At 65.9% G+C, this 19,235-nt stretch carries 15 protein-coding genes; 9 read left to right on the top strand and 6 right to left on the bottom strand.

Annotated features, from left to right (window positions below; translation table 11 throughout):
* Nucleotides 1–18: 18 nt before the first annotated feature.
* The gene (locus EBS11_RS06030; RefSeq protein ID WP_290601302.1) at nucleotides 19–2,016 is read left to right on the top strand and encodes a TonB-dependent receptor; all 1,998 of its coding nucleotides are present in this window, start codon (nucleotides 19–21) and stop codon (nucleotides 2,014–2,016) included.
* Nucleotides 2,017–2,049: 33 nt separating this feature from the next.
* On the top strand, nucleotides 2,050–2,589 hold the full coding sequence (locus EBS11_RS06025) for a molybdopterin-dependent oxidoreductase (protein ID WP_290601300.1): 540 nt from the start codon (nucleotides 2,050–2,052) through the stop codon (nucleotides 2,587–2,589).
* A 53-nt stretch (nucleotides 2,590–2,642) separates the two neighbouring features.
* On the opposite strand, the gene EBS11_RS06020 is transcribed toward EBS11_RS06025, so the two are convergent.
* The 3 genes from EBS11_RS06020 to EBS11_RS06010 are packed head-to-tail and all read right to left on the bottom strand — an operon-like array spanning nucleotide 2,643 to nucleotide 5,532.
* A complete protein-coding gene (locus EBS11_RS06020) occupies nucleotides 2,643–3,572 on the bottom strand; it encodes an alpha/beta hydrolase (protein ID WP_290601298.1) in 930 nt (309 codons plus the stop codon).
* Nucleotides 3,569–4,435 carry an alpha/beta hydrolase gene (locus tag EBS11_RS06015; protein ID WP_290601296.1) on the bottom strand — a complete coding sequence of 289 codons (867 nt, stop codon included), beginning with the start codon at nucleotides 4,433–4,435 and terminating at the stop codon, nucleotides 3,569–3,571. The genes EBS11_RS06020 and EBS11_RS06015 overlap by 4 nt, the downstream gene beginning before the upstream one ends.
* Nucleotides 4,436–4,470: 35 nt before the next feature.
* Nucleotides 4,471–5,532, bottom strand: a complete 1,062-nt coding sequence (locus EBS11_RS06010) for a sugar phosphate isomerase/epimerase (RefSeq protein WP_290601294.1) — start codon at nucleotides 5,530–5,532, stop codon at nucleotides 4,471–4,473.
* 140 nt (nucleotides 5,533–5,672) lie between these two features.
* Between EBS11_RS06010 and EBS11_RS06005 the strand changes: the two genes are divergently transcribed.
* A complete protein-coding gene (locus EBS11_RS06005; RefSeq protein ID WP_290601293.1) occupies nucleotides 5,673–6,272 on the top strand; it encodes a TetR/AcrR family transcriptional regulator in 600 nt (199 codons plus the stop codon).
* 25 nt (nucleotides 6,273–6,297) lie between these two features.
* On the opposite strand, the gene EBS11_RS06000 is transcribed toward EBS11_RS06005, so the two are convergent.
* Nucleotides 6,298–6,669: a flagellar basal body protein gene (locus EBS11_RS06000; RefSeq protein WP_290601292.1), complete on the bottom strand. Its 372-nt coding sequence runs from the start codon at nucleotides 6,667–6,669 to the stop codon at nucleotides 6,298–6,300.
* A gap of 266 nt (nucleotides 6,670–6,935) precedes the next feature.
* On the opposite strand from EBS11_RS06000, the gene EBS11_RS05995 reads away from it, so the two are divergent.
* From EBS11_RS05995 to EBS11_RS05970, 6 genes are all read left to right on the top strand, one after another.
* Nucleotides 6,936–8,042, top strand: coding sequence for a CocE/NonD family hydrolase (locus EBS11_RS05995; RefSeq protein ID WP_290601290.1), 1,107 nt, complete (start codon nucleotides 6,936–6,938; stop codon nucleotides 8,040–8,042).
* Between the two features lie 112 nt (nucleotides 8,043–8,154).
* On the top strand, nucleotides 8,155–9,678 hold the full coding sequence (locus EBS11_RS05990) for an NYN domain-containing protein (RefSeq protein WP_290601289.1): 1,524 nt from the start codon (nucleotides 8,155–8,157) through the stop codon (nucleotides 9,676–9,678).
* A gap of 163 nt (nucleotides 9,679–9,841) precedes the next feature.
* Nucleotides 9,842–10,459, top strand: coding sequence for a hemolysin III family protein (locus EBS11_RS05985; protein ID WP_290601287.1), 618 nt, complete (start codon nucleotides 9,842–9,844; stop codon nucleotides 10,457–10,459).
* Between the two features lie 80 nt (nucleotides 10,460–10,539).
* Nucleotides 10,540–11,421: a LysR family transcriptional regulator gene (locus tag EBS11_RS05980; protein ID WP_290601286.1), complete on the top strand. Its 882-nt coding sequence runs from the start codon at nucleotides 10,540–10,542 to the stop codon at nucleotides 11,419–11,421.
* A gap of 79 nt (nucleotides 11,422–11,500) precedes the next feature.
* Complete coding sequence (locus EBS11_RS05975; protein ID WP_290601284.1) at nucleotides 11,501–12,565, top strand: hypothetical protein; 1,065 nt, start codon at nucleotides 11,501–11,503, stop codon at nucleotides 12,563–12,565.
* Nucleotides 12,566–13,132: 567 nt separating this feature from the next.
* On the top strand, nucleotides 13,133–15,574 hold the full coding sequence (locus EBS11_RS05970) for a membrane-bound PQQ-dependent dehydrogenase, glucose/quinate/shikimate family (protein WP_290601283.1): 2,442 nt from the start codon (nucleotides 13,133–13,135) through the stop codon (nucleotides 15,572–15,574).
* 61 nt (nucleotides 15,575–15,635) lie between these two features.
* On the opposite strand, the gene EBS11_RS05965 is transcribed toward EBS11_RS05970, so the two are convergent.
* Nucleotides 15,636–18,512, bottom strand: coding sequence for an EAL domain-containing protein (locus tag EBS11_RS05965; RefSeq protein ID WP_290601281.1), 2,877 nt, complete (start codon nucleotides 18,510–18,512; stop codon nucleotides 15,636–15,638).
* Nucleotides 18,513–18,664: 152 nt separating this feature from the next.
* A partial coding sequence (locus EBS11_RS05960) for a transferase spermidine synthase (protein ID WP_290601279.1) occupies nucleotides 18,665–19,235 on the bottom strand: 571 nt, incomplete at its 5' end.

Raw genomic sequence — 19,235 nt, 5'->3', positions numbered from 1 at the left:
AGTGGAAAGATCTAGACGATGTTGAAACAGGTAATGGCAGGCGCCGTGATGCTGGCGCTGGCGCAGATGGCGCATGCGCAGCAAACAGGGAGCCGGGAGGACGCGGAGGCGGCTGCGCCGTTCGTGCTGGGCACGATCACGGTGATCGGCCAGCGCGAGCAGGCAGGCCAGGCGGAACCGCAGGTGGGCACGCAGGTGAGCCGCGCCGAGATGCGCCGCTTCAACCGCGACAACGTGGGTGACGCCCTCAATTTGCTGTCCGGCGTGTCGCTGTCGACCAATTCGCGCAACGAGAAGACCGTGGCCATCCGCGGCTTCGATGCGCGCCAGGTGCCCCTGTACATCGACGGCATTCCCGTCTACGTGCCGTATGACGGCTACGTCGATTTCAACCGCTTCACGACAGCCGACCTGGCGGCCATCCAGGTGGCCAAGGGTTTCAGTTCCGTGGCCTATGGCGCCAATACCCTGGGCGGCGCCATCAACCTGGTGTCGCGCAAACCCGTGGCGCGCCTGGAAGGCGACACTTCCATCGGCTTCGGCTCTGGCAGCGAGCGCCAGGCGTCGGCCAACGTGGGCACCAACCAGGGCCTATGGTATCTGCAGGCGGGCGTGTCGTACATCGACAGCGACGGCTTTCCCCTGTCGTCCGACTTGCGCGCGACGGCCACGGAAGACGGCGGCATGCGCAACAACGCGTATCGCAAGGACCATAAACTGTCGTTCAAGGTGGGCCTGACGCCCGACGGCGCACGGGCGGGCGACGAATATGCGCTCAGCTACTACAAGCAGCATGGCGAAAAGGGCCAGCCGCCGTCGACCAATCCCGTCGGCGCGCGCTACTGGCAATGGCCGTACTGGAACAAGGAAAGCGTGTATTTCGTCTCGCAGACGCGCCTGGGCGAAGTGGAACGCCTGAAACTGCGCCTGTACCACGACAGCTACGACAATGAAATCACCTCGTACACGAACGGCAGCTACACGACCCTGAAGACCAGCGGCCAGGGCAGCGTCAGCGGCGGGCGCAGCATCTACAACGACCGCACGAATGGCGGGGCGGTGGAACTCGAGTCGTTCCGCCTGGCCGCGCACAGCCTGCGCTTCGTTGCCAGCTACAAGGCCGACGAACACCAGGAACTCGACGCCAAGGGCGTGCGCACCACCTGGTACAAGGATGCCCTGTGGACGCTGGGTGCCGAAGACAGCATCGCCCTGAGCGGAGCGACGGAACTGTCGCTGGGGGTGTCGCGCAACGAACTGCGCCCGGATACCGTCTACAGCTCCGGCAATGCCTACACCTTGCCGGGCAATCAGGCGGCCACCGACCTGCAGGCGGGTGTGTTCCACACGATGAGTCCCGAAGCGAAGGTGTACGCCACCGTGGCGCGCAAGTCGCGCCTGCCGACCCTGAAGGACCGCTATTCGCAGCGCCTGGGCACGTATATCGAAAACCCGTCCCTGCGCGCCGAGGAGGCGCTCAACTATGAAGTGGGCTACCAGGCCCGCGTGCGCGGACTGGCGCTGGACGCCGCCCTGTTCTACAGCGACGTGAAGGACAAGATACAGAGCGTGGCGAATGTGGCGGGCGTGCGCGCGCAGATGCAGAACGCGGGCAGGGCGCACATTAGCGGCGTGGAACTGGGCGCGCGCGGCAGCGCCGGCGCCTGGCTGGACTTCGGCGGCAACTACACCTACACGGACATGAAAAACGTCAGCGACCGCGCCATCCGCCTGACGGACGTGCCGCGCCACAAGCTGACGGCGCACGCCGTGCTGCACGCGGCGCGCCAGTTCGACGTGGTGGCCATCGCCGAGACGAACAGCGGCCGCTGGGTCTCGAACACGCTGGAGCTGGGCGGCTTTACCACCGTGAACCTGAAAGCCGTGTACCGCCCCATGCCGTCCCTGAGCCTGGAAGCGGGCGTGAGCAACCTGGCTGACCGCAACTACGCGCTGGCCGACGGTTTCCCCAGCGCGGGACGCACGTGGCTGGCCAATGCGCAGGTCCAGTTCTGATTTTTTGACTTTTATTGAAAGAGAGGACATGGCATGATCAAGACACTATTCGCAGCCTGCACGGCCGCTTCGCTGCTGGCCGCGGCACCCGCGTGGTCGGCCGCTCCCCCGCCGGCGCGCGACAACATGAGCCACGCGCTCGCCGTGACGGGCGTGGTGGAGACGCCGTTGACCTTGAAGGTGGCCGACCTGCGCCAGTTGCCGCCGGCCAACGGCGGGGAGATCGCCGTCACGCGCCAGAACGGCGACAAGGCCGAAACCATCACCAGCTATCGCGGCGTGCGCCTGCGCGACATCCTCGACAAGGCGGTGCTCGACGCGCCGGGCCACAACGACGTCAAGAAGCTTGCCATCATCGCCACGGCCACCGATGGCTATGCCGTGGTGTTTTCCTGGGGCGAGCTGTATAACGCGCCGGCTGGCGAGGGCGTGATCGTCTACTACGAGAAAAACGGCAAGGCCCTCGACGAGAACGATGGCGAGATCGCGCTGATCTCGGCGAAGGATATCCGCACGGGTCCGCGCCACGTGAAGTGGCTGAATGGCATCGAGGTGCGCAAGCTGGTGGAGTGACGCGCAGCTGATGGACAAAAAACGCGCCGTGGAGCCATCCCCGGCGCGTTTTTTTATGCCGCCAGCGCCGTGCGCATGGCGGGGCCGGCCACGTCGAACAGGCCGCGCGCCTTTGGTGCCAATCCCAGCATGTGGATGGACGCATGGATCATGCCGTCGAGCCGCACGCATTGCGCCGCCACGCCATCGTCGCGCAGGCGCTGCGCATATGCCACGCCCTCGTCATGCAGCGGGTCGTACTCGCATACCAGCACGGTGGCCGGCGGCAGATCCTTCAGCGAGCCTGCCCGCATGGGCGCCGCATGGGCGTTCGCGCCGTCGGCCGGGTCGTTCAGGTAGGCCGACCAGCAAAAGCGCATGGCTTCCCGCGTCAGCGAATGGCCTTCCGCATAGCGCTGGTAGGATGCCGTGTCGAAGGCAAAATCCAGGGCCGGGTACAGCAGCAGCTGGTGCGCCAGGGCGGGACCGGCCTGGTCGCGCGCCATCAGTGCTGCCGCCGCCGCCAGATTGCCGCCCGCGCTGTCGCCGCCCACGGCCAGGCGCTTCGCGTCGATGCCCAGCGCCGGTGCCTTGTCCGCGACCCAGCACAGGGCCCGGTAAAAGTCCTCCAGCGGCACGGGGAACTTGTGCTCGGGCGCCAGCCGGTAGTCGACGGAAAAGATCACGCTGCCGGTGGCATTGGCCAGTGCGCGGCATGGGTTGTCGTACAGGTCCAGAGAACACAGGCACCAGCCGCCGCCATGGGCGAAGACGATGGCCGGCAGGAGCTGGCCCGCATCCGCGCCGGCCGGCACGTAGGCGCGCACGGTGAGCGGATGCTCGCCCGGCACGATGTAGTCGCGCACCGACGCGACCTCTTCCAGTGGCCCGTGCAGCTGGCGCAGGCCCGTTTCCGTGGCGGCGCGCAGGTCCGCCAGCGAGGCGGGCGGCGGCGCATCCCTTGTCTGTTCCAGCCAGGCGGCGATCAGCGGATCGAGGCTCATGCCGGCTCTCCCGCCAGGAAGGGCAGCAGGTGGGCGATGAACGCTTCCGGCTGTTCTTCCATGATGAAGTGGCCGCATTCGGCGACGATGGCGCCTTGCAGGTTCCTCGCCTTGCCCTGCATGGTCAGCAGCGGCGCGTCATTCGTCGCGTGGTCGGCGCCGATGGCCAGCACGGGCATGGCCAGGCTGCGCTTGGCGCGCTCGAGGTTTTGCCGGATGGTTTCGGGAATGGCCCGGTAGTAGGCGAAACCGGCGCGCAGCGCGCCCGGCGTGGCGTAGGCATCCGCATACACGTCGACGGCCACCTTGTCGCGGCGGTAGGACCAGCGGTCCAGGATGAAGCGGATGTATTCGCGCTCCTTGCCCGCCGTGAGCATTTCCGGCAGATCGAGCACCTGGTTGAACATGAAGTGCCACAGGAAGATGTTGTCCGATGGCGCGACAAAAATCGGCGGCGCCGGTGCCAGGCCTGGAATCACGGCTTCCGTCAGCGCCAGTTTCGTCACTGCCTGCGGGAAGTCGCTGGCCAGCGCATAGCCGACCCACATGCCGATGTCGTGGCCGACGACGTCGTACTGCGCATGGCCCAGGGCCAGCATGGCGCGGTGCAGGGTGGCGGCAACGGCGCCCGTGTCGTAGCCGCCGGCCGGGCGTTCCGAGTGGCCGCTGCCGGGCGGATCGATGGCGATGGCCTGGTAGCCCTGGGCCGCCAGCGCCGCCATCACATGGCGCCACGCGTACCAGGTCTGCGGCCAGCCGGGGATCAGCAGCACGGGTTTGCCTTCGCCGGCGATGACGCAATGCAGGCGCTGGCCGTCGATGCGCACGTAGTCGTGGGTGTAGCTGTTGTCATTCTGATGCATGGCAAGTCCTTGTATTGATACAGTTAATTCGTTGATTAGTCGTGCGTGATGCCGAGCAGGGTATTGATCTGCTGCGCGCTGACGGGGGCGCCGGCGAAGTCGTCGAAGATCTTGTCGGTCACGGGAATGATGTGGGCGTTGATGAACGCCACGCCTTCGCGCGCGCCCACCTCCTGGTCCTTCAGGCAGCATTCCCATTCCAGCGTGGCCCAGCCCGCGTAGTCGTTCTGCGCCATCTTCGAGAAGATGGCCTTGAAGTCGACCTGGCCATCGCCCAGCGAACGGAAACGCCCGGCGCGGTTTTCCCACGACTGGTAGCCGCCGTAGATGCCTTGCCGTCCCGTGGGATTGAACTCGGCATCCTTCACATGGAACATGCGGATATGGTCCTTGTAGATGTCGATGAATTCCAGGTAGTTCAGCTGCTGCAGCACGAAGTGGCTGGGATCGAACAGCATCTTGCAGCGCGGGTGGCGGCCCACGCGCTCGTGGAACATCTCGAAGCTGATGCCGTCATGCAGGTCTTCGCTGGGGTGGATTTCGTAGCACAGATTGACGCCCTGTTCCTCGCACACGTCGAGGATGGGCAGCCAGCGGCGCGCCAGTTCGTCGAAGGCCGCCTCGATCAGGCCGGGCGGGCGCTGCGGGAACGGGAACAGGTAAGGCCAGGCGAACGAGCCGGAGAACGTGCCCATGTCCGTCAGGCCCAGGCGTTTCGAGGCCATGGCCGCCAGTTTCACCTGTTCGATGGCCCACTCGGTGCGCGCGGCCGGCTGACCTTGCAGGTGGGCCGGGGCGAAGCTGTCGCACAGCGCGTCGTAGGCCGGGTGCACGGCCACCAGCTGGCCGAGGATGTGCGTCGTCAGTTCGCTGATGACGAGGCCATGGCCCGCCAGCATGGCGACCAGGTCGTCGCAGTATTGCTGGCTGTGCGCCGCTTGCGCCACGTCGAACAGGCGCGCATCCCAGGCGGGAATCTGCAGGGCCTTGAAGCCCATGCCGGCCGCCCACTCGGCGATGGCGGGCAGGGTGTTGAAGGGCGCCGTATCGGCGGCGAATTGTGCCAGGTGCAGGCTTGGTCCTTGGATGGTTTTCATATCGGCTCCTATTGTTTGTCGATCGACAAAGAATAGGCGAAATTTTCAGCGCGGTCAAGGCCGTGATGCAAAATAAATGCGGGACGCGCCATGGCGTGCAGGCGTTATACTGGCCGCCAGTTTGCAAGCAGAGGATGAAAATGGCAGGAAGACCGAGGGAATTTGACCGTGCGCTGGCGCTGGAAAAGGCGCGCGATGCGTTCTGGACGCGCGGCTACGAAGGCGTATCGATGGCTGACCTGGTGGCGGCGCTGGGCATCGCCTCGGCGCGCATCTATGCGGCGTTCGGCTCGAAGGAGCAGCTGTTCCGCGAAGCCGTGGAATTGTATGAAACGGGCGAGGGCGCCTTTGCCGTGCATGCGCTGGCCGCCAGCCTGAACGTGCGCGACGCCGTGGCGCGCATGCTGGAGGAAGCCGTGCTGCTATATACGCGCAGCGGCCAGCCGCAAGGCTGCATGGTGGTGACGGCCGCCACGAACACGAGCGCGGAAAACGCCGGCATCGCCGACTGGCTGGCGCAGCATCGCCGCGCGCGCACGCAGGCCGTCATCGAGCGCCTGCGCGCGGCGCAGCTGGCGGGGGAGTTGAAAGAGGAGGCGGACGTGCAGGCGCTGGGCGACTACTATGCGGCGCTGCTGCATGGCCTGTCGGTGCAGGCGCGCGACGGCATTCCCGCCGCACGGCTGCTGGCCTTGATCACGCCGGCCATGGCGCCGCTGGCGCAGGCAATGCAGCGCTAGACTATCTTGCCGATAGCCGCACTAGTCAGGTCTTGACGTCGATCAGGCTGCCCAGCGCCTGGTCGGCCGCCTTGACGACGTTCGCCGACAGGTTGAAGCCCGCCTTGTAGACGAGGTTATCCGTCAGTTCGGAGGCGAGGCCCACGCCGTTCGGCCGGCTTTCGGCCGCCTTGGCGGCAGTCGCATTGGCGCCGCTGACGCTCTCGCTGGCGGCCAGCTTGCGCCCCTCGACGGAGAGGGTGACACCCGTGCCGGCCGGACTGGCTTCCTGGAAATCGGCCTGCTGCGGCTGGAAGCCCGGCGTATTCGCATTCGCGACGTTGTTGGCGGCCACATCCAGGGCGCGCTGGTTGGCGACCAGGCCCGACGTGCCGGTGGTAAGGGCGGATATGGACATGACAACTCCTTCTGTATGCCGCCAGTCTACTCCGATGCGCAGGAGAAGTGGTTGGTGCAAGGCAACAATTTTCCCACCTGCGGGGCTGCCGGCCGCTTCCTCAAAAAATAGTGACGTGTCGTAACTTTTTAATATTGTCCTGCTGCATGGCACTGCCTAGACTGGCTGGGAAATCATCCCCGGAGTCCGCCATTTCCTGCCTTGCCCGCCTGTTGTTGCCCGCTTTGCTGCTGGGCTCGTTTTGCCTTCCCGCGCCGGCCCAGCTTGTGCAACTGCCGCTCGACGCACGCCTGAACGAGCAAATCATCATGGTGCCGGCCGGCGACGGCATGCGCGAAGTGCTGGAAACGACGCTCTTTCGCCCCAGCGGCCCCGGGCCGTTTCCCTTGCTCTTGATGAATCACGGCAAGCAGGCCGGGCCGGCCAGGCTGCAGCAGCGCGAGCGCTTCATTTACATGGCGACCGAGTTCGTGCGCCGTGGCTATGCCGTGATGTTGCCTATGCGCACAGGATTTGCCCGCTCCACGGGCACCTACCGCGATTTCGGCTGCGACATGCTGGCCAATGCCCAGGGCCAGGCCCGCGACGTGCTCGATGCGCTGGCCTATGCGCGGCGCCAGGACTGGGTCGATGCGGATCATATCGTCGTGGCCGGCCAGTCGTACGGCGGCATGGCGGCGCTGGCGCTGGCCACGCGGGCGGAGCCGGGCGTGCGCGGCGTGCTCAATTTCGCCGGCGGCCTGCGCGTCGATGCGCCGGGCTGCGACTGGCCATCGGCCCTGGCCAAGGCCTTTGCCACGTTTGGCGCCTACAGCCGCATCCCCAGCCTGTGGCTGTATGGCGCGAATGACGCATATTTCGCGCCGCCGCTGGTGCAGCGCCTGTTCCACTCGTTTGCGGGGTCGGGCGGCAAGGGGGAACTGTACGCCTACGGAACATTCAAGCGCGATGCCCACCTGACCCTGGGCAGCCGCGATGGCGTGGCCGTCTGGCTGCCCGCCACCGAGCGCTTCCTGGAGAAAATCGGCATGCCGGTGCGCCAGGTCTACCGCGTGGCCGACCCGCTGCCGCCGCCCGACACGCATTTTGCCCTGCAGGGCGACATCGCCGCCGTGCCTTACCTGGCCGAGCAGGGGCGCGCCGCCTACCGCAGCTTCCTCGGCAAGGCCACGCCGCGCGCCTTTGCCGTGTCGGCCAGCGGCGCCTGGGGCTGGGCGGAAGAGGGCGAAAGCCCCGACGTGCGGGCGCTGGCGTCGTGCCAGCGCGGCAGCAGCGCGCCGTGCCGCCTGTATTTGGTCGATGAAAGCGTGGTCTGGCCTGGGGACAGCGGCATGGGCAGCGGCAGCGCGGGCGCCGCCGGCGGGGCGGAATAAGCCCCCGCGCACGATAGTTGTCGCCGAAACGGGCGGCGGGCGAATATACTAGGGGAAAAGGGAGGCCTTGCGCTTCCCGTCCGCCCTTATCATCCAGCGAGAATTCACCCTTATGGCGTCATCCCCAGAAAACCTCAGCATGGCCGTGTTTTGCGACTTTGAAAACGTCGCGCTCGGCGTGCGAGATGCAAATTACGAAAAATTCGATATCAAGCCTATCCTCGAACGCCTGCTGCTCAAGGGCAGCATCGTCGTCAAGAAGGCGTATTGCGACTGGGACCGCTATAAAAGCTTCAAGGGCACCATGCACGAAGCGAACTTCGAGCTGATCGAAATTCCCCACGTGCGCCAGTCGGGCAAGAATTCGGCCGACATCCGCCTCGTCGTCGATGCGCTCGACCTGTGCTACACCAAGGCGCACGTCAACACCTTCGTCATCATCAGCGGCGACTCCGACTTCTCGCCGCTGGTGTCGAAACTGCGCGAAAACGCCAAGCAGGTGATCGGCGTGGGCGTCAAGCAGTCCACTTCCGACCTGCTGGTGGCCAACTGCGACGAATTCATCTTCTACGACGACCTGGTGCGCGAAAGCCGCCGCACGGCCGCCAAGCGCGATGCGCGCGACACGCCGGTGGCCAAGCGGTCGCCGGACGAAGAAGTGCGCCGCAAGGAAAAATACGAGTCGCGCAAGACGGAAGCGATCGAGATGGCCGTCGAGACCTTCGACGCGCTGGTCTCCGAGCGCGGCGACAGCGGCAAGATCTGGGCTTCGATGCTGAAGGAAGCAATCAAGCGCCGCAAGCCCGACTTCAGCGAGTCGTACTACGGTTTCCGCACCTTCGGCAACCTGCTGGAAGAAGCGCAGACGCGCGGCTTGCTGGAATTTGGCCGCGATGAAAAATCGGGCGCCTATGTCTACCGCAGCAGCGGCCTGGTGCCCGTGGCTGCGCCCGTGAGCGGGGAAGTGGCCAGCGACGCCGTCGCCAGCGGCGAAGCCGTCGTGACGGCGGAAGAGGGCAATCGCGAAGGCGGCAGCCGCCGCGATTCGCGCCGCAACGGCCGTGGCGGCCGCAAGCAGAACGAGCATCGCCGCAACGACGCGCCGCAGGCCTTCGTGCCCGTGGCCGACGCGGAAACGGTCGCCGTGGAACAGTATGCGCCGGCACCGCAGCCGGAAGTGCTGCATGAAGTGGCCGAGGCGGCAGTCGAAGCGGCAGCAGACGAGGGCAATGCCAAGCGCGGTGCGCGCCGCAATGGCCGTGGCGGACGCAAGAATGATGGCGCCCGCGACGCGCGCGCCGAGGCCGTCGAGGCAGCGCCGGTGGTCGAAGCCGTGCCTGCGCCTGTCCCGGCAAGCGAGCCCGAGCCTGAGCCGGTAATCGCAGCGGTAGTCGAAGCTGTAGTCGAAGCGACGGCCGAAGCGAAGCCGAAGGCCAAGCCGCGCACGCCGGCCCGCAAGGCGGCCGCAGCGAAAAAGCCGGCCAGGAAGGCGGCGGAAGCCGTTGTGGAAGCGGCGCCCGTGGTGGTCGAAGCGGTCGCGGCGGAAGTCGCCCCCGTCGCCGACGACAAGCCGGCCAAGGCGCCGCGCAAGACGCCGGCCCGCCGTCCCGCGCGCAAGAAGGCGGAAGTTGATTGATTGACGCCCCAAAGCAAGAACCGGGGTCAGACGGGGACGCCGAGTCCCGTCGGGTCTGACCCCGGAACTTTGCTGCGTATCAATACGTTCGGTGCATGCGCACCACCACCATTCCCCCAAGCGTGTACGATGAGCCTGTCTTTAACGCGGCGGGCGGTGGTGCATGTATCACGGTGAACGGTTCAACAGCATTTCCCATACGGTGGGCGCCGCACTGGCGGCCATCGGCGGCGTCCTCCTGATCGTCGTGGCGGCCCGCACGGGCGACCCATGGAAGATCGTCAGCTGCAGCGTCTACGCGGCCATGCTGCTGACCTTGTATCTCACATCCACCCTCTACCACAGCGTGCGCGGCAAGGCCAAGGCTGTGCTGCAGCGGCTCGACCATTGCGCCATCTACCTGCTCATCGCGGGCACCTACACGCCCTTCATGCTGGTGACCCTGCGCGGGCCGTGGGGCTGGTCGCTGTTCGGCGTCGTCTGGGGCCTGGCCGTCATCGGCATCGTGCAGGAATACGTCTACGCCAGGGGCGCGCGCATTCTGTCGCTGGTGATCTACGTGGCCATGGGCTGGCTCATCGTCATCGGCCTCAAGCCCCTGCTGGCGGCGCTGGAATGGAACGGTTTCCTGTGGCTGGTGGCGGGCGGCCTGTGCTACACGGGTGGCATCGTCTTTTATGCCACCGACCACAAGCTGCGCCATGGCCACGGCATCTGGCACCTGTTCGTGCTGGCCGGCAGTTGCTGCCACTTTGTCGCCATTTTGTTCTACGTTGCCTGACGTTGGCTGCTCCCTTCACTGTTGCTTTCAATCCATTATAATGGCGCGATATGTGAAGCAAAAGCAAGAATAAGGCATCAATGGACATCAATTCGGACGACCTGAAAATCTTCGTCACCGTCATCGACAGCGGCACCCTGAGCGCCGCCGCCGTGCACCTGGGACAAACCACCTCGGGCGTGAGCCGCGCCCTGTCGCGCCTGGAAGACAAGCTGGCCACCTCGCTGCTGACGCGCACCACGCGGCGCATGGAGCTGACGGAAGAGGGGCAGCTGTTCCTGGACAAGGCGCGCGCCATCCTCGCCTCGATGGAAGACGTGGAGGAGTCGATCCGCATCCGCCGCCAGAAACCGGCCGGCCGCCTGTCCGTCGACGCCGCCTCGCCCTTCATGCTGCACTGCGTGGTGCCCCACGTGGCGGAATTTCGCGCCATGTACCCGGAGATCCGCCTGGAGCTGACCAGCAACGACCAGATCGCCGACCTGCTCGAGCACCGCACGGATATCGCCATCCGCATCGGCGCCCTGGTCGACTCGACCCTGCATGCGCGCGCCCTCAGTGCCAGCCCCCTGCACGTGCTGGCCACGCCCGCCTACCTGGCGCGCCATGGCACGCCCGCCACGCCGGAAGAGCTGTCCGGCCACGCGCTGCTGGGCTTTGCGCAGTACGAACTGGGCAACAACTGGCCGCTGCGCCACGAGGCGGGCAACAGCCTGCAGATCGTGCCCGCGCTGGCCGCCTCCAGCGGCGAAACCCTGCGCCAGCTGGCCCTGCACGACCAGGGCATCGTCTGCCTGTCCGACTTCATGACGAGGGACGACATCGCCGCGGGCCGCCTGGTGCAGGTGCTGCAGCCGTTCTATACGGGCTACCGCCAGCAGATCCACGCCGTGTATTACCGCAACACGCAGCTGGCGCAGCGCATCAGCTGTTTCCTCGAATTCCTGCAGCAGAAGCTGTAACGTTCGCCGTGTGACAAAGCACGTATATTTCCTCGAAGGAAGAATGTTAAGGTTGTAATTTTAACTATTCGGATATCGCATGAAAACATACCTTGCCCTCGTTGTGCTGCTGTGCAGCGGATTCGCCGGTGCTGCCGAGCCCGTCTATGCGGGCAAGGAGGGCTGCCGCGTCGTCCAGCCTCCCCGGGTGGCAGGGCATACGCCCGACTGGAACGGCGCTTGCAAGGATGGCTATGCCAGCGGTCCCGGCGCTTTGCAATGGAGCAAGGCCGGCAAGGAGACGGAACGCTACGAGGGCAATCTGAACAAGGGCATGCCGGACGGCGCCGGCATCGCGCAATGGGCCGACGGCAGCCTGCATGACGGCACCTACCGCAATGGCCAGCTGCATGGCGCGGGCGTCATCGTGTTTGCGGACCAGGGCAAGCTGGCAGGGACCTTCGAGCATGGCCGCGTGGTGGGCGATGTCAAGTTCTTCGCCCCCGGTGGCGACCGCTACGAAGGCGGCTGGCAAGACAGCGGGAACCATGCAGGCGGACCGGAAGGCAGCGGTACCAAGGTATTCGTACTGGGCGGCAGCTACAGGGGCCAGTGGCACCACGGCAAGCCAGATGGCGACGGGGAAATCCTGTATCCCAACGGACAGGTGCTGAAAGGCCGTTTCAACGGCAGTTTCCTGTTGACAGGGAAAGAAGCCGCGCCATCATCGGCGCAGCAATACCAGGTGAAACATGCGGAACCGCCGGTGGGATCGCACCTGGCCGAGGTGGCCGCAACCGGCCATTTCGTGCCGCCTGAAAAATCCTATGCCGCGCTGACGCCGGATCAGCAGCGGCTGGTGAAACACGCCTATCCCTTGCTGCAGGAGGATGACGTGCCGCCCTATCCGGCACTCGGCCATGGCGAGCTGTCACGCAACCTGAGCAACCTGATCCGGCAGATGGACCGGCTCGGCGAAGTGCTTGCGATAGTCAGCATCGACGAGCAGGGCGTGCCGCAAAGCGTCGCGCTGCTGAAAATGCCGAGCAGCCAGGTGGGGAAACTGGTGGCATCCATGCTCATGCTGGCCAAATATACGCCGGGCCGTTGCGGCGGGCAGCCGTGCGCGATGGCGGTGGCTTTCAGCTATGTCTTCACCGGCTGACGGACAGCGGGGGTCTGCGGGATCGGCACGCGCCTGCCGTCCGGGCGGCCGCATGCGCACCGCGGACCGCGTTGCCCGCGCCATGGCGCGGCCACGGCGCTTCCCGCATTTCCGGTAGTACTACGTAAATACAAATGAATAGTTCAGGAGTATAGTGTTCATTCGTACAGCATTTATCGGACCCACACAGTGACGACCGTACTGTGCCGTCGCGGGGCGTCATGTCCCCCGCGTGGCGGCGCAGTCGCCGGCTCGGGCGCGATGGTGCCGCACGGCGTGCTTCATGCCGTGCCGCGGGCGTCGACGCGCTTGTTCGCCGGCGCCGCAGCGACGGCGATGGAGCGCATGACGGTGGTGCTGATCCGATGATGAGCGACTCCCCGACCCCGAGCCGTTTTTTTGTGCTCCTTCTCCTGGACCCACGCGCCGTTCCCACGCGCCGCGCCGATCCGCTGATCCCACAAAAACAGTCGATCATGCCGGCACTGCCGTTATCTCTCTTGTCACCTTGAGCCTGTTGCACAGGGCTCGGATGGCTGTGTATAGACTAACGGAGTACAAAATAAAATGATGAATGATCTTCATTCAAAACCAGGGAACTCTTCAGCGGCAAATCTGGGCAGGATACTGTTTTCCCTCGTTGTCCTGCTGGTGGCGCTGGCGCTCGTGTACGGCGGCGGCAAGCTGGTGGCCCTGGGCGGGTCAAGCTATTACCTGATCGCCGGCCTCGCCTATCTGCTTCTGGCCGTGCTCTTCTTCCTGAAAAAACGCAGCGGCACGACGCTGTCCGTCGTCTTCTTCGTCGCCACCTGCGCGTGGGCCCTGTACGAGGTCGGCCAGCTCAGCTACTGGGAACTGCTGCCGCGGGTGGTCGTCCCGGCCGTGATCCTGATGTTCAGCCTGTGGGTGGGGGCCGCCTTGCCGGGCAGTTCCCTGCGCCAGAAGCGCGTGGCCAACTGGTGCGGATTCGGCCTCTTCGCGGCCTTGCTCGCCACCCTCGTCGCCGCGTTCTTCCCGCACGGCGTGATCGCCAACCCTGGCGCCACGGCGGGCGCGCTTGCCGGCACGCAGGCGGCAGACGGCGCGCCTGAGAACTGGGAATTCTTTGGCCGCAGCGCCTCGGGCACCCGCTTTGCTCCCTACTCGCAAATCACGCCGGACAACGTCAAGGACTTGCAGGTGGCCTGGACTTACCGGACGGGCCGCCGCACGACGGGCGCCGGCGCCGGCGTCGACGAAAACACGCCTTTGCAAATTGGCAATGTCCTCTACTCGTGCACGCCGGAAAACCTGGTGACGGCCCTGGACGCCGACACGGGCAAGCCGCTGTGGAAATTCGACCCGCACGCCAAGAGCGCGGAACACGTGACGTGCCGCGGCGTCGGCTACCATGACATCGACCAGGACGCCAGCCTGGGCGCGGCCGTGAAGGCCTCGTATGCGCCACAGGCGCAATGCCGCCAGCGCATCCTCGTGTCGTCCGTCGATGCCCGCCTGTTCGCCCTCGATGCGCACACGGGCGCCCTGTGCCAGGATTTCGGCGACAAGGGCTACGTCGACCTGAAGAAAGGCATGGGTCCGACGGAAAACAGCAAGCGCTACCACCCCACCTCGCTGCCGGTCGTCATGGGCCACCTGACGGTGGTGGGCGGCTGGGTGCGCGATATCGTGGCCGGCGAGCCGTCCGGCGCCGTGCGCGCGTTCGACGTGCTGACGGGTAAATTGGCCTGGGCCTGGGACGTGGGCGCGCCCGAGAGCGCCGATGCCACGGCGCCGGAGCACCAGTTTGCCCTGGAAACGCCGAACGTGTGGACCGTGCCGACCTACGACAAGGCCCTGAACCTGCTGTACCTGCCGACCGGCAACGGCCCGCCCGACTACTGGGGCGGCGACCGCAACGCCGTCAAGGAAAAATTCGGCACGGCCATCGTCGCCGTCGACGCCTCGACGGGCAAGGCCAAATGGGTCTACCAGATGGTGCACCACGACGTGTGGGACTATGACCTGCCGTCGCAGCCGGTGCTGTACGATATGAAGAATGCCCAGGGCGAGAAGACGCCCGTGCTGATCCAGACCACCAAGACGGGCCATATCTTCGTGCTGGACCGCCGCACCGGCAAGCCGTTTACGGAAGTGCAGGAGCGCGCCGTGGCCACCGCGCCGGCAGCGCAGGGCGAACACCTGTCGCCCACGCAGCCATATTCGGTCGGCATGCCCGTCATCGGCGCCGATCCCCTGACGGAAAAATCCATGTGGGGCATGACCACCTTCGACCAGCTGTACTGCCGCATCCTGTTCAAGGATTCCGTCTACGTGGGGCCGTTCACGCCGCCGAGCGAAAAACCGTACATCGAATGGCCAAGCCTGCTGGGCGGCATGAACTGGGGCGGCATCTCCATCGATGAAAACACGGGCATGATGTTTGTCAACGACATGCGCATGCCGCTGCGCATGTCCCTGGTGACGCAGGAAAACACGAAAAAGTTCAAGGTCTCGACCGACGAGGTGCCGGGCTTCATGGGCACCATCCGTCCGCAAGTGGCCGGTATCTATGGCGGCGTGAAGATCGACATCATGCAGTCGCCGCTGGGCGTGCCGTGCAACAATCCGCCGTTCGGCAGCATGAGCGCCATCGACCTCAATACGCAGAAACTGGTGTGGCAGGTGCCGCTGGGCACGGTCAAGGATACGGGCCCGCTGGGCATCAAGACGCACTTGCCGATCCCGCTGGGCATGCCGACTCTCGGCGGCCCGACGTCGACGGCGTCCGGCCTCGTCTTCTTCGCCGGCACGCAGGATTACTATCTGCGGGCGCTCGATTCGGCCACGGGGAAAGAGGTGTGGAAGGCGCGCCTGCCCGTGGGTGCCGTCGCGGCGCCGCTGATCTACAAGTCGCCGGCGACCGGCAAGCAGTATGTCGTCATCTCGGCTGGCGGCATGAGCCATTCGCCTGACGTGGGCGACTACATCATCGCCTACGCCTTGCCCGATAGCATCACGAAGAAATAAGCCCTTGCTGTAGGCCGTCCCCCCAATAATCCCCACGCGCTGGGGATTATTTTTGTCCGCTCTACGCGGCGGTGACGGTTTCGCTGCCCAGCAGCAGCTCCACTTCCTGCGCCGGCAGCGGGTGGCTGAAATAATAACCCTGCGCCTCGTCGCAGCCATGCTGGCGCAGGTAATCGAGCTGCTGCGCCGTTTCCACGCCCTCGGCCACCACGCGCAGCTTTAAATTGTGCGCCAGCGCGATGATGGAAACGACAATGGCCGCATCGTCCGCGTCGCGCGCCACGTCGCCGACGAAACTGCGGTCGATCTTCAGCACGTCGATGGGGAAGGTGCGCAGGTAGGCGAAGCTGGAATAGCCGGTGCCGAAATCGTCGATCGACAGCTGCACCCCCAGCGCCTTCATGTCGTGCAGCTGGCTGACGGCCAGCGCCACGTCGTGCATGAACAGGCTTTCCGTCAGTTCCAGCTCCAGGCAGGCCGGCGCCAGGCCCGTCGCGGTCAGCACCTCGGCGATCGAGGCCACCAGGTTCGGTTCGTTGAACTGGCGTGCCGACAGGTTTACGGCCAGGCGCAGCGGTCCCAGTCCCGCCGCATGCCAGGCCTGCATCTGCGCGCAGGCCTGGCGCATGACCCAGGCGCCGATCGGCACGATCAGGCCCGTATCCTCGGCCAGCGCGATGAAGCGCTGCGGCGCCACCATGCCCAGGTCCGGGTGCTGCCAGCGCAGCAGCGCTTCCACGCCGACGATGCGGCCGCTGGCCAGGTCCACCTGCGGCTGGTAATGCAGCACGAACTGTTCCCGTTCGAGCGCGTTGCGCAGCGCCGTTTCGATGCGCAGGCGCTCCAGGGTAGCCTGGTTCATGGCCGTCGTGTAGAACTTGATGTTGTTGCGTCCCTGCTTCTTGGCGCAGTACATGGCGATGTCCGCCTGTTCGATCAGGTTCTGCGTCTCGCCGTGCAGGGTCACGTCGCCGGGGGCGTCGTAGCGCGACATGTCGTAGACGGCCACGCCGATGCTGCAGGTGACGAAAAATTCCTTGCCGTCGAGCAATACCGGCTGGGCCACGGCGTCCATCACGCGCTGCACGATGGCGCCGCTGAGGGTTTCATCGGCCTGTTCGCACAGGATGGCGACGAATTCGTCGCCCGACAGGCGCGCCACGGTATCGCTTTCGCGCAGGCTGGCCTGCAGGCGCGTGGCGATGGTTTTCAGCAGCAGGTCGCCCGCCTTGTGGCCCAGGCTGTCGTTGACGAACTTGAAACGGTCGAGGTCGATCAACAGCACCCACAGGGCGCGGTTCTTGCGGCGCGACAGGGCCATGGCCTGCGTCAGGCGGTCGCGCAGCAGGGCGCGGTTGGGCAGGCCCGTCAGCACGTCATGGTGGGCGATATGCTGGATCTGCTGCTCGGCCAGCTTGCGTTCCGTGATTTCCGAGCCCGTGCCCCGGTAGCCGCGGAACTCGCCCAGCTCGTTGAACAGCGGCTCGCCATTGATGCTGAACCAGCGCAGCTTGCCGTCGCGGTCGTGCATCGCGTATTCGAGGTTGGCGAAGGGCAGGTGCGCTTCCAGGTTGGCGATATGCTGCTTGCCCCAGCGCGAGTTGCGCATGTCCGGGTTGTTGTCCCAGCGCGTCATGCCGATGAAGCGTTCCAGCGGCATGTTCGACTTGTCCGTAAAGCCGCTGGTGATGTGGGTGAAGCAGAAGTTGACGTCCTGCTCCCAGTACCAGTCCGAGGACAGGGCCAGCAGGCGGCGGAAGCGCTTTTCGCTTTCCTGCAGCGCCCGCTCGGTGCGCTGGCGCGCGCGCACGTCGGCGCTGAGCAGCTCATTGCTGCGCTTGAGGTCGGCCGTGCGCTGCTCCACCAGCAGCTGCACGCGGCGCGAGCGCTGCGTCAGCGATTGCACGAAGGCGGCCGTCAGTAAGCTGAACAGCAAGCCGGCGATGAGGGTGAACAGCGAGCCCATGTGATCGGCCAGGAAAGGGCGGGGATGGGCCACCACGCGCACGTGCCATGGCCGGCCAGCCGATGAAAAGGCCCGGTTGTAGTGGCTGTGGTAGGCAAATTGCAGCCACGGCGGCAGCGATTCCCAGACGCTGTCGGGCTGTTTGCCCGCCGCCAGGCCGTGCTGGAAGATCAGCTGGCGGGGATCGGCGCCCGCGTCCGCATACACGCTCACTTCCAGCTGCGGGTCGCCCAGCAGGTCGGCGCCGGCCAGGATTTTTTCCACCAGTTCGCTGGCGCGGATGATGGCGGCCGTGTCGCCCACCAGCGCCGCGCGCCGCTGCGCCACCGTCTGCAAGGGCAGGCCGTGGCGGTACACGGGGCGCAGGATGACGAAGCCCCGCTGCGGTCCCTGCGCCAGGGCCAGCAGGCCGGTGGCGGTGGTCTGGCCGCTGACGATGGCCTGCTCCAGCGCGCCGGCCAGCAAGCCGTCCGGGCGCACGTTCAGGCCGAAGGCGGGACGGTTGCCCTGCAGCGGCTCAAGGTAGTCAACCACCAGGTAGCTGGCATGCGTGGCCGCCGGCACGACGACGCCGTCGCGCATTTCCGTCATGACGTAGTCGGGCACGACGCTGCGCAGTTCCGCTTCGAGGGCGGCGCGCTGCGCGTGCGGCACGAAGCGGTGGAAATTGAAGGCCTGGATGAAGGGGTGGCGCTGCAGCAGCGGCGTGGTGAAATCGTGGAACTGCGCGCGCGTGACGGGCACGACGGCGGCAAACAGCTGGTTGGTGGTGGTCAGCACTTCCACCGCGTCATCGAGTCCCTGCTCGATGGCCGCCACGCGGGCGCCGGCACGCTGCTGCAGGCTCAGGCTCATCTTGTCGTATTCGAGCTGGCTGATGGCCGCGAACAGCACGGCCGTCACGCTGACGCCGCAGGCAAGGGTCAATGCGGCCGCGGCGGAAATCGACAATGGCAGGCGGCCACGCAACATGGGGTTTCCTATTTCACTTCATGGATATCATCGTTCGGCGCACCTGCCGGCCCGCGCAGGCCGTAGTTTGTCATAAATCATATCAATCATGCTGATTTTGCACCAGGAGGCTGCTAATAAGCAACAATATAGTTGCCCACGGAGAATGCCTGTCAGCCGCGGGCGGCGCCGGACAGGCGGCGCAGGCGCCATAGCTGCCATGCGGGCAGCAGGCGGTTCAGGAAGGCCAGCCCGGCCGCGCGGCGCCAGCGCACCAGGCGCACGGTGCGCATGGCACGGCCGTCGCCGCGCCGCTCCGGCTTGGCGGCGAAGATGATGCGGTTGTTGCCGGCGATGCCGTCGAAGCTGCACACGGCGCCGCGGAAGGTCAGCATCAGGCGCTCCAGCATGGCGGGGTAGTGCTCGTCATAGCTGAACAGGTTGGCGACGAGCACGCCGCCGGGCAGCAGGGCGCGCAGGCAGTCCGCATAGAAGCGCGCGCTGCCCAGGGCGGGCGGCAAGCCCGTCTCGTCGTAGCCGTCGAGCAGCAGCACGTCGGCGCAGCCCGGATGCTGGCGGATGTAGCTGACGGCGTCCGTCTCGATGATGCGCAGGCGCGCGTCGTCGGGCGGCAGCATGAACTGGCCGCGCAGGGCAATCACGTCGGCGCGCAGTTCCAGCACGGTGATGCGCGCATCGGGCAGGTGGCGATGGCAGAATTTCAGCAGCGAGCCGCCGCCCAGT

The sequence above is a fragment of the Janthinobacterium sp. genome (assembly GCF_009923995.1).
Lineage (GTDB): Bacteria > Pseudomonadota > Gammaproteobacteria > Burkholderiales > Burkholderiaceae_D > Janthinobacterium.
Note: the sequence above shows the minus strand (reverse complement) of the source record. Positions and strands in the feature narration are given on the sequence as shown.

What these genes read in the sequence shown, in the direction of transcription:
- EBS11_RS06020 (WP_290601298.1), bottom strand. Translation starts at nt 3,572, where the DNA reads ATGAGCCTCGATCCGCTGATCGCCGCCTGGCTGGAACAGACAAGGGAT.
- EBS11_RS06005 (WP_290601293.1), top strand. Translation starts at nt 5,673, where the DNA reads ATGGCAGGAAGACCGAGGGAATTTGACCGTGCGCTGGCGCTGGAAAAG.
- EBS11_RS05980 (WP_290601286.1), top strand. Translation starts at nt 10,540, where the DNA reads ATGGACATCAATTCGGACGACCTGAAAATCTTCGTCACCGTCATCGAC.
- EBS11_RS06030 (WP_290601302.1), top strand. Translation starts at nt 19, where the DNA reads ATGTTGAAACAGGTAATGGCAGGCGCCGTGATGCTGGCGCTGGCGCAG.
- EBS11_RS06000 (WP_290601292.1), bottom strand. Translation starts at nt 6,669, where the DNA reads ATGTCCATATCCGCCCTTACCACCGGCACGTCGGGCCTGGTCGCCAAC.
- EBS11_RS05970 (WP_290601283.1), top strand. Translation starts at nt 13,133, where the DNA reads ATGATGAATGATCTTCATTCAAAACCAGGGAACTCTTCAGCGGCAAAT.
- EBS11_RS05975 (WP_290601284.1), top strand. Translation starts at nt 11,501, where the DNA reads ATGAAAACATACCTTGCCCTCGTTGTGCTGCTGTGCAGCGGATTCGCC.
- EBS11_RS05985 (WP_290601287.1), top strand. Translation starts at nt 9,842, where the DNA reads ATGTATCACGGTGAACGGTTCAACAGCATTTCCCATACGGTGGGCGCC.
- EBS11_RS05990 (WP_290601289.1), top strand. Translation starts at nt 8,155, where the DNA reads ATGGCGTCATCCCCAGAAAACCTCAGCATGGCCGTGTTTTGCGACTTT.
- EBS11_RS06015 (WP_290601296.1), bottom strand. Translation starts at nt 4,435, where the DNA reads ATGCATCAGAATGACAACAGCTACACCCACGACTACGTGCGCATCGAC.
- EBS11_RS06010 (WP_290601294.1), bottom strand. Translation starts at nt 5,532, where the DNA reads ATGAAAACCATCCAAGGACCAAGCCTGCACCTGGCACAATTCGCCGCC.
- EBS11_RS06025 (WP_290601300.1), top strand. Translation starts at nt 2,050, where the DNA reads ATGATCAAGACACTATTCGCAGCCTGCACGGCCGCTTCGCTGCTGGCC.
- EBS11_RS05965 (WP_290601281.1), bottom strand. Translation starts at nt 18,512, where the DNA reads ATGTTGCGTGGCCGCCTGCCATTGTCGATTTCCGCCGCGGCCGCATTG.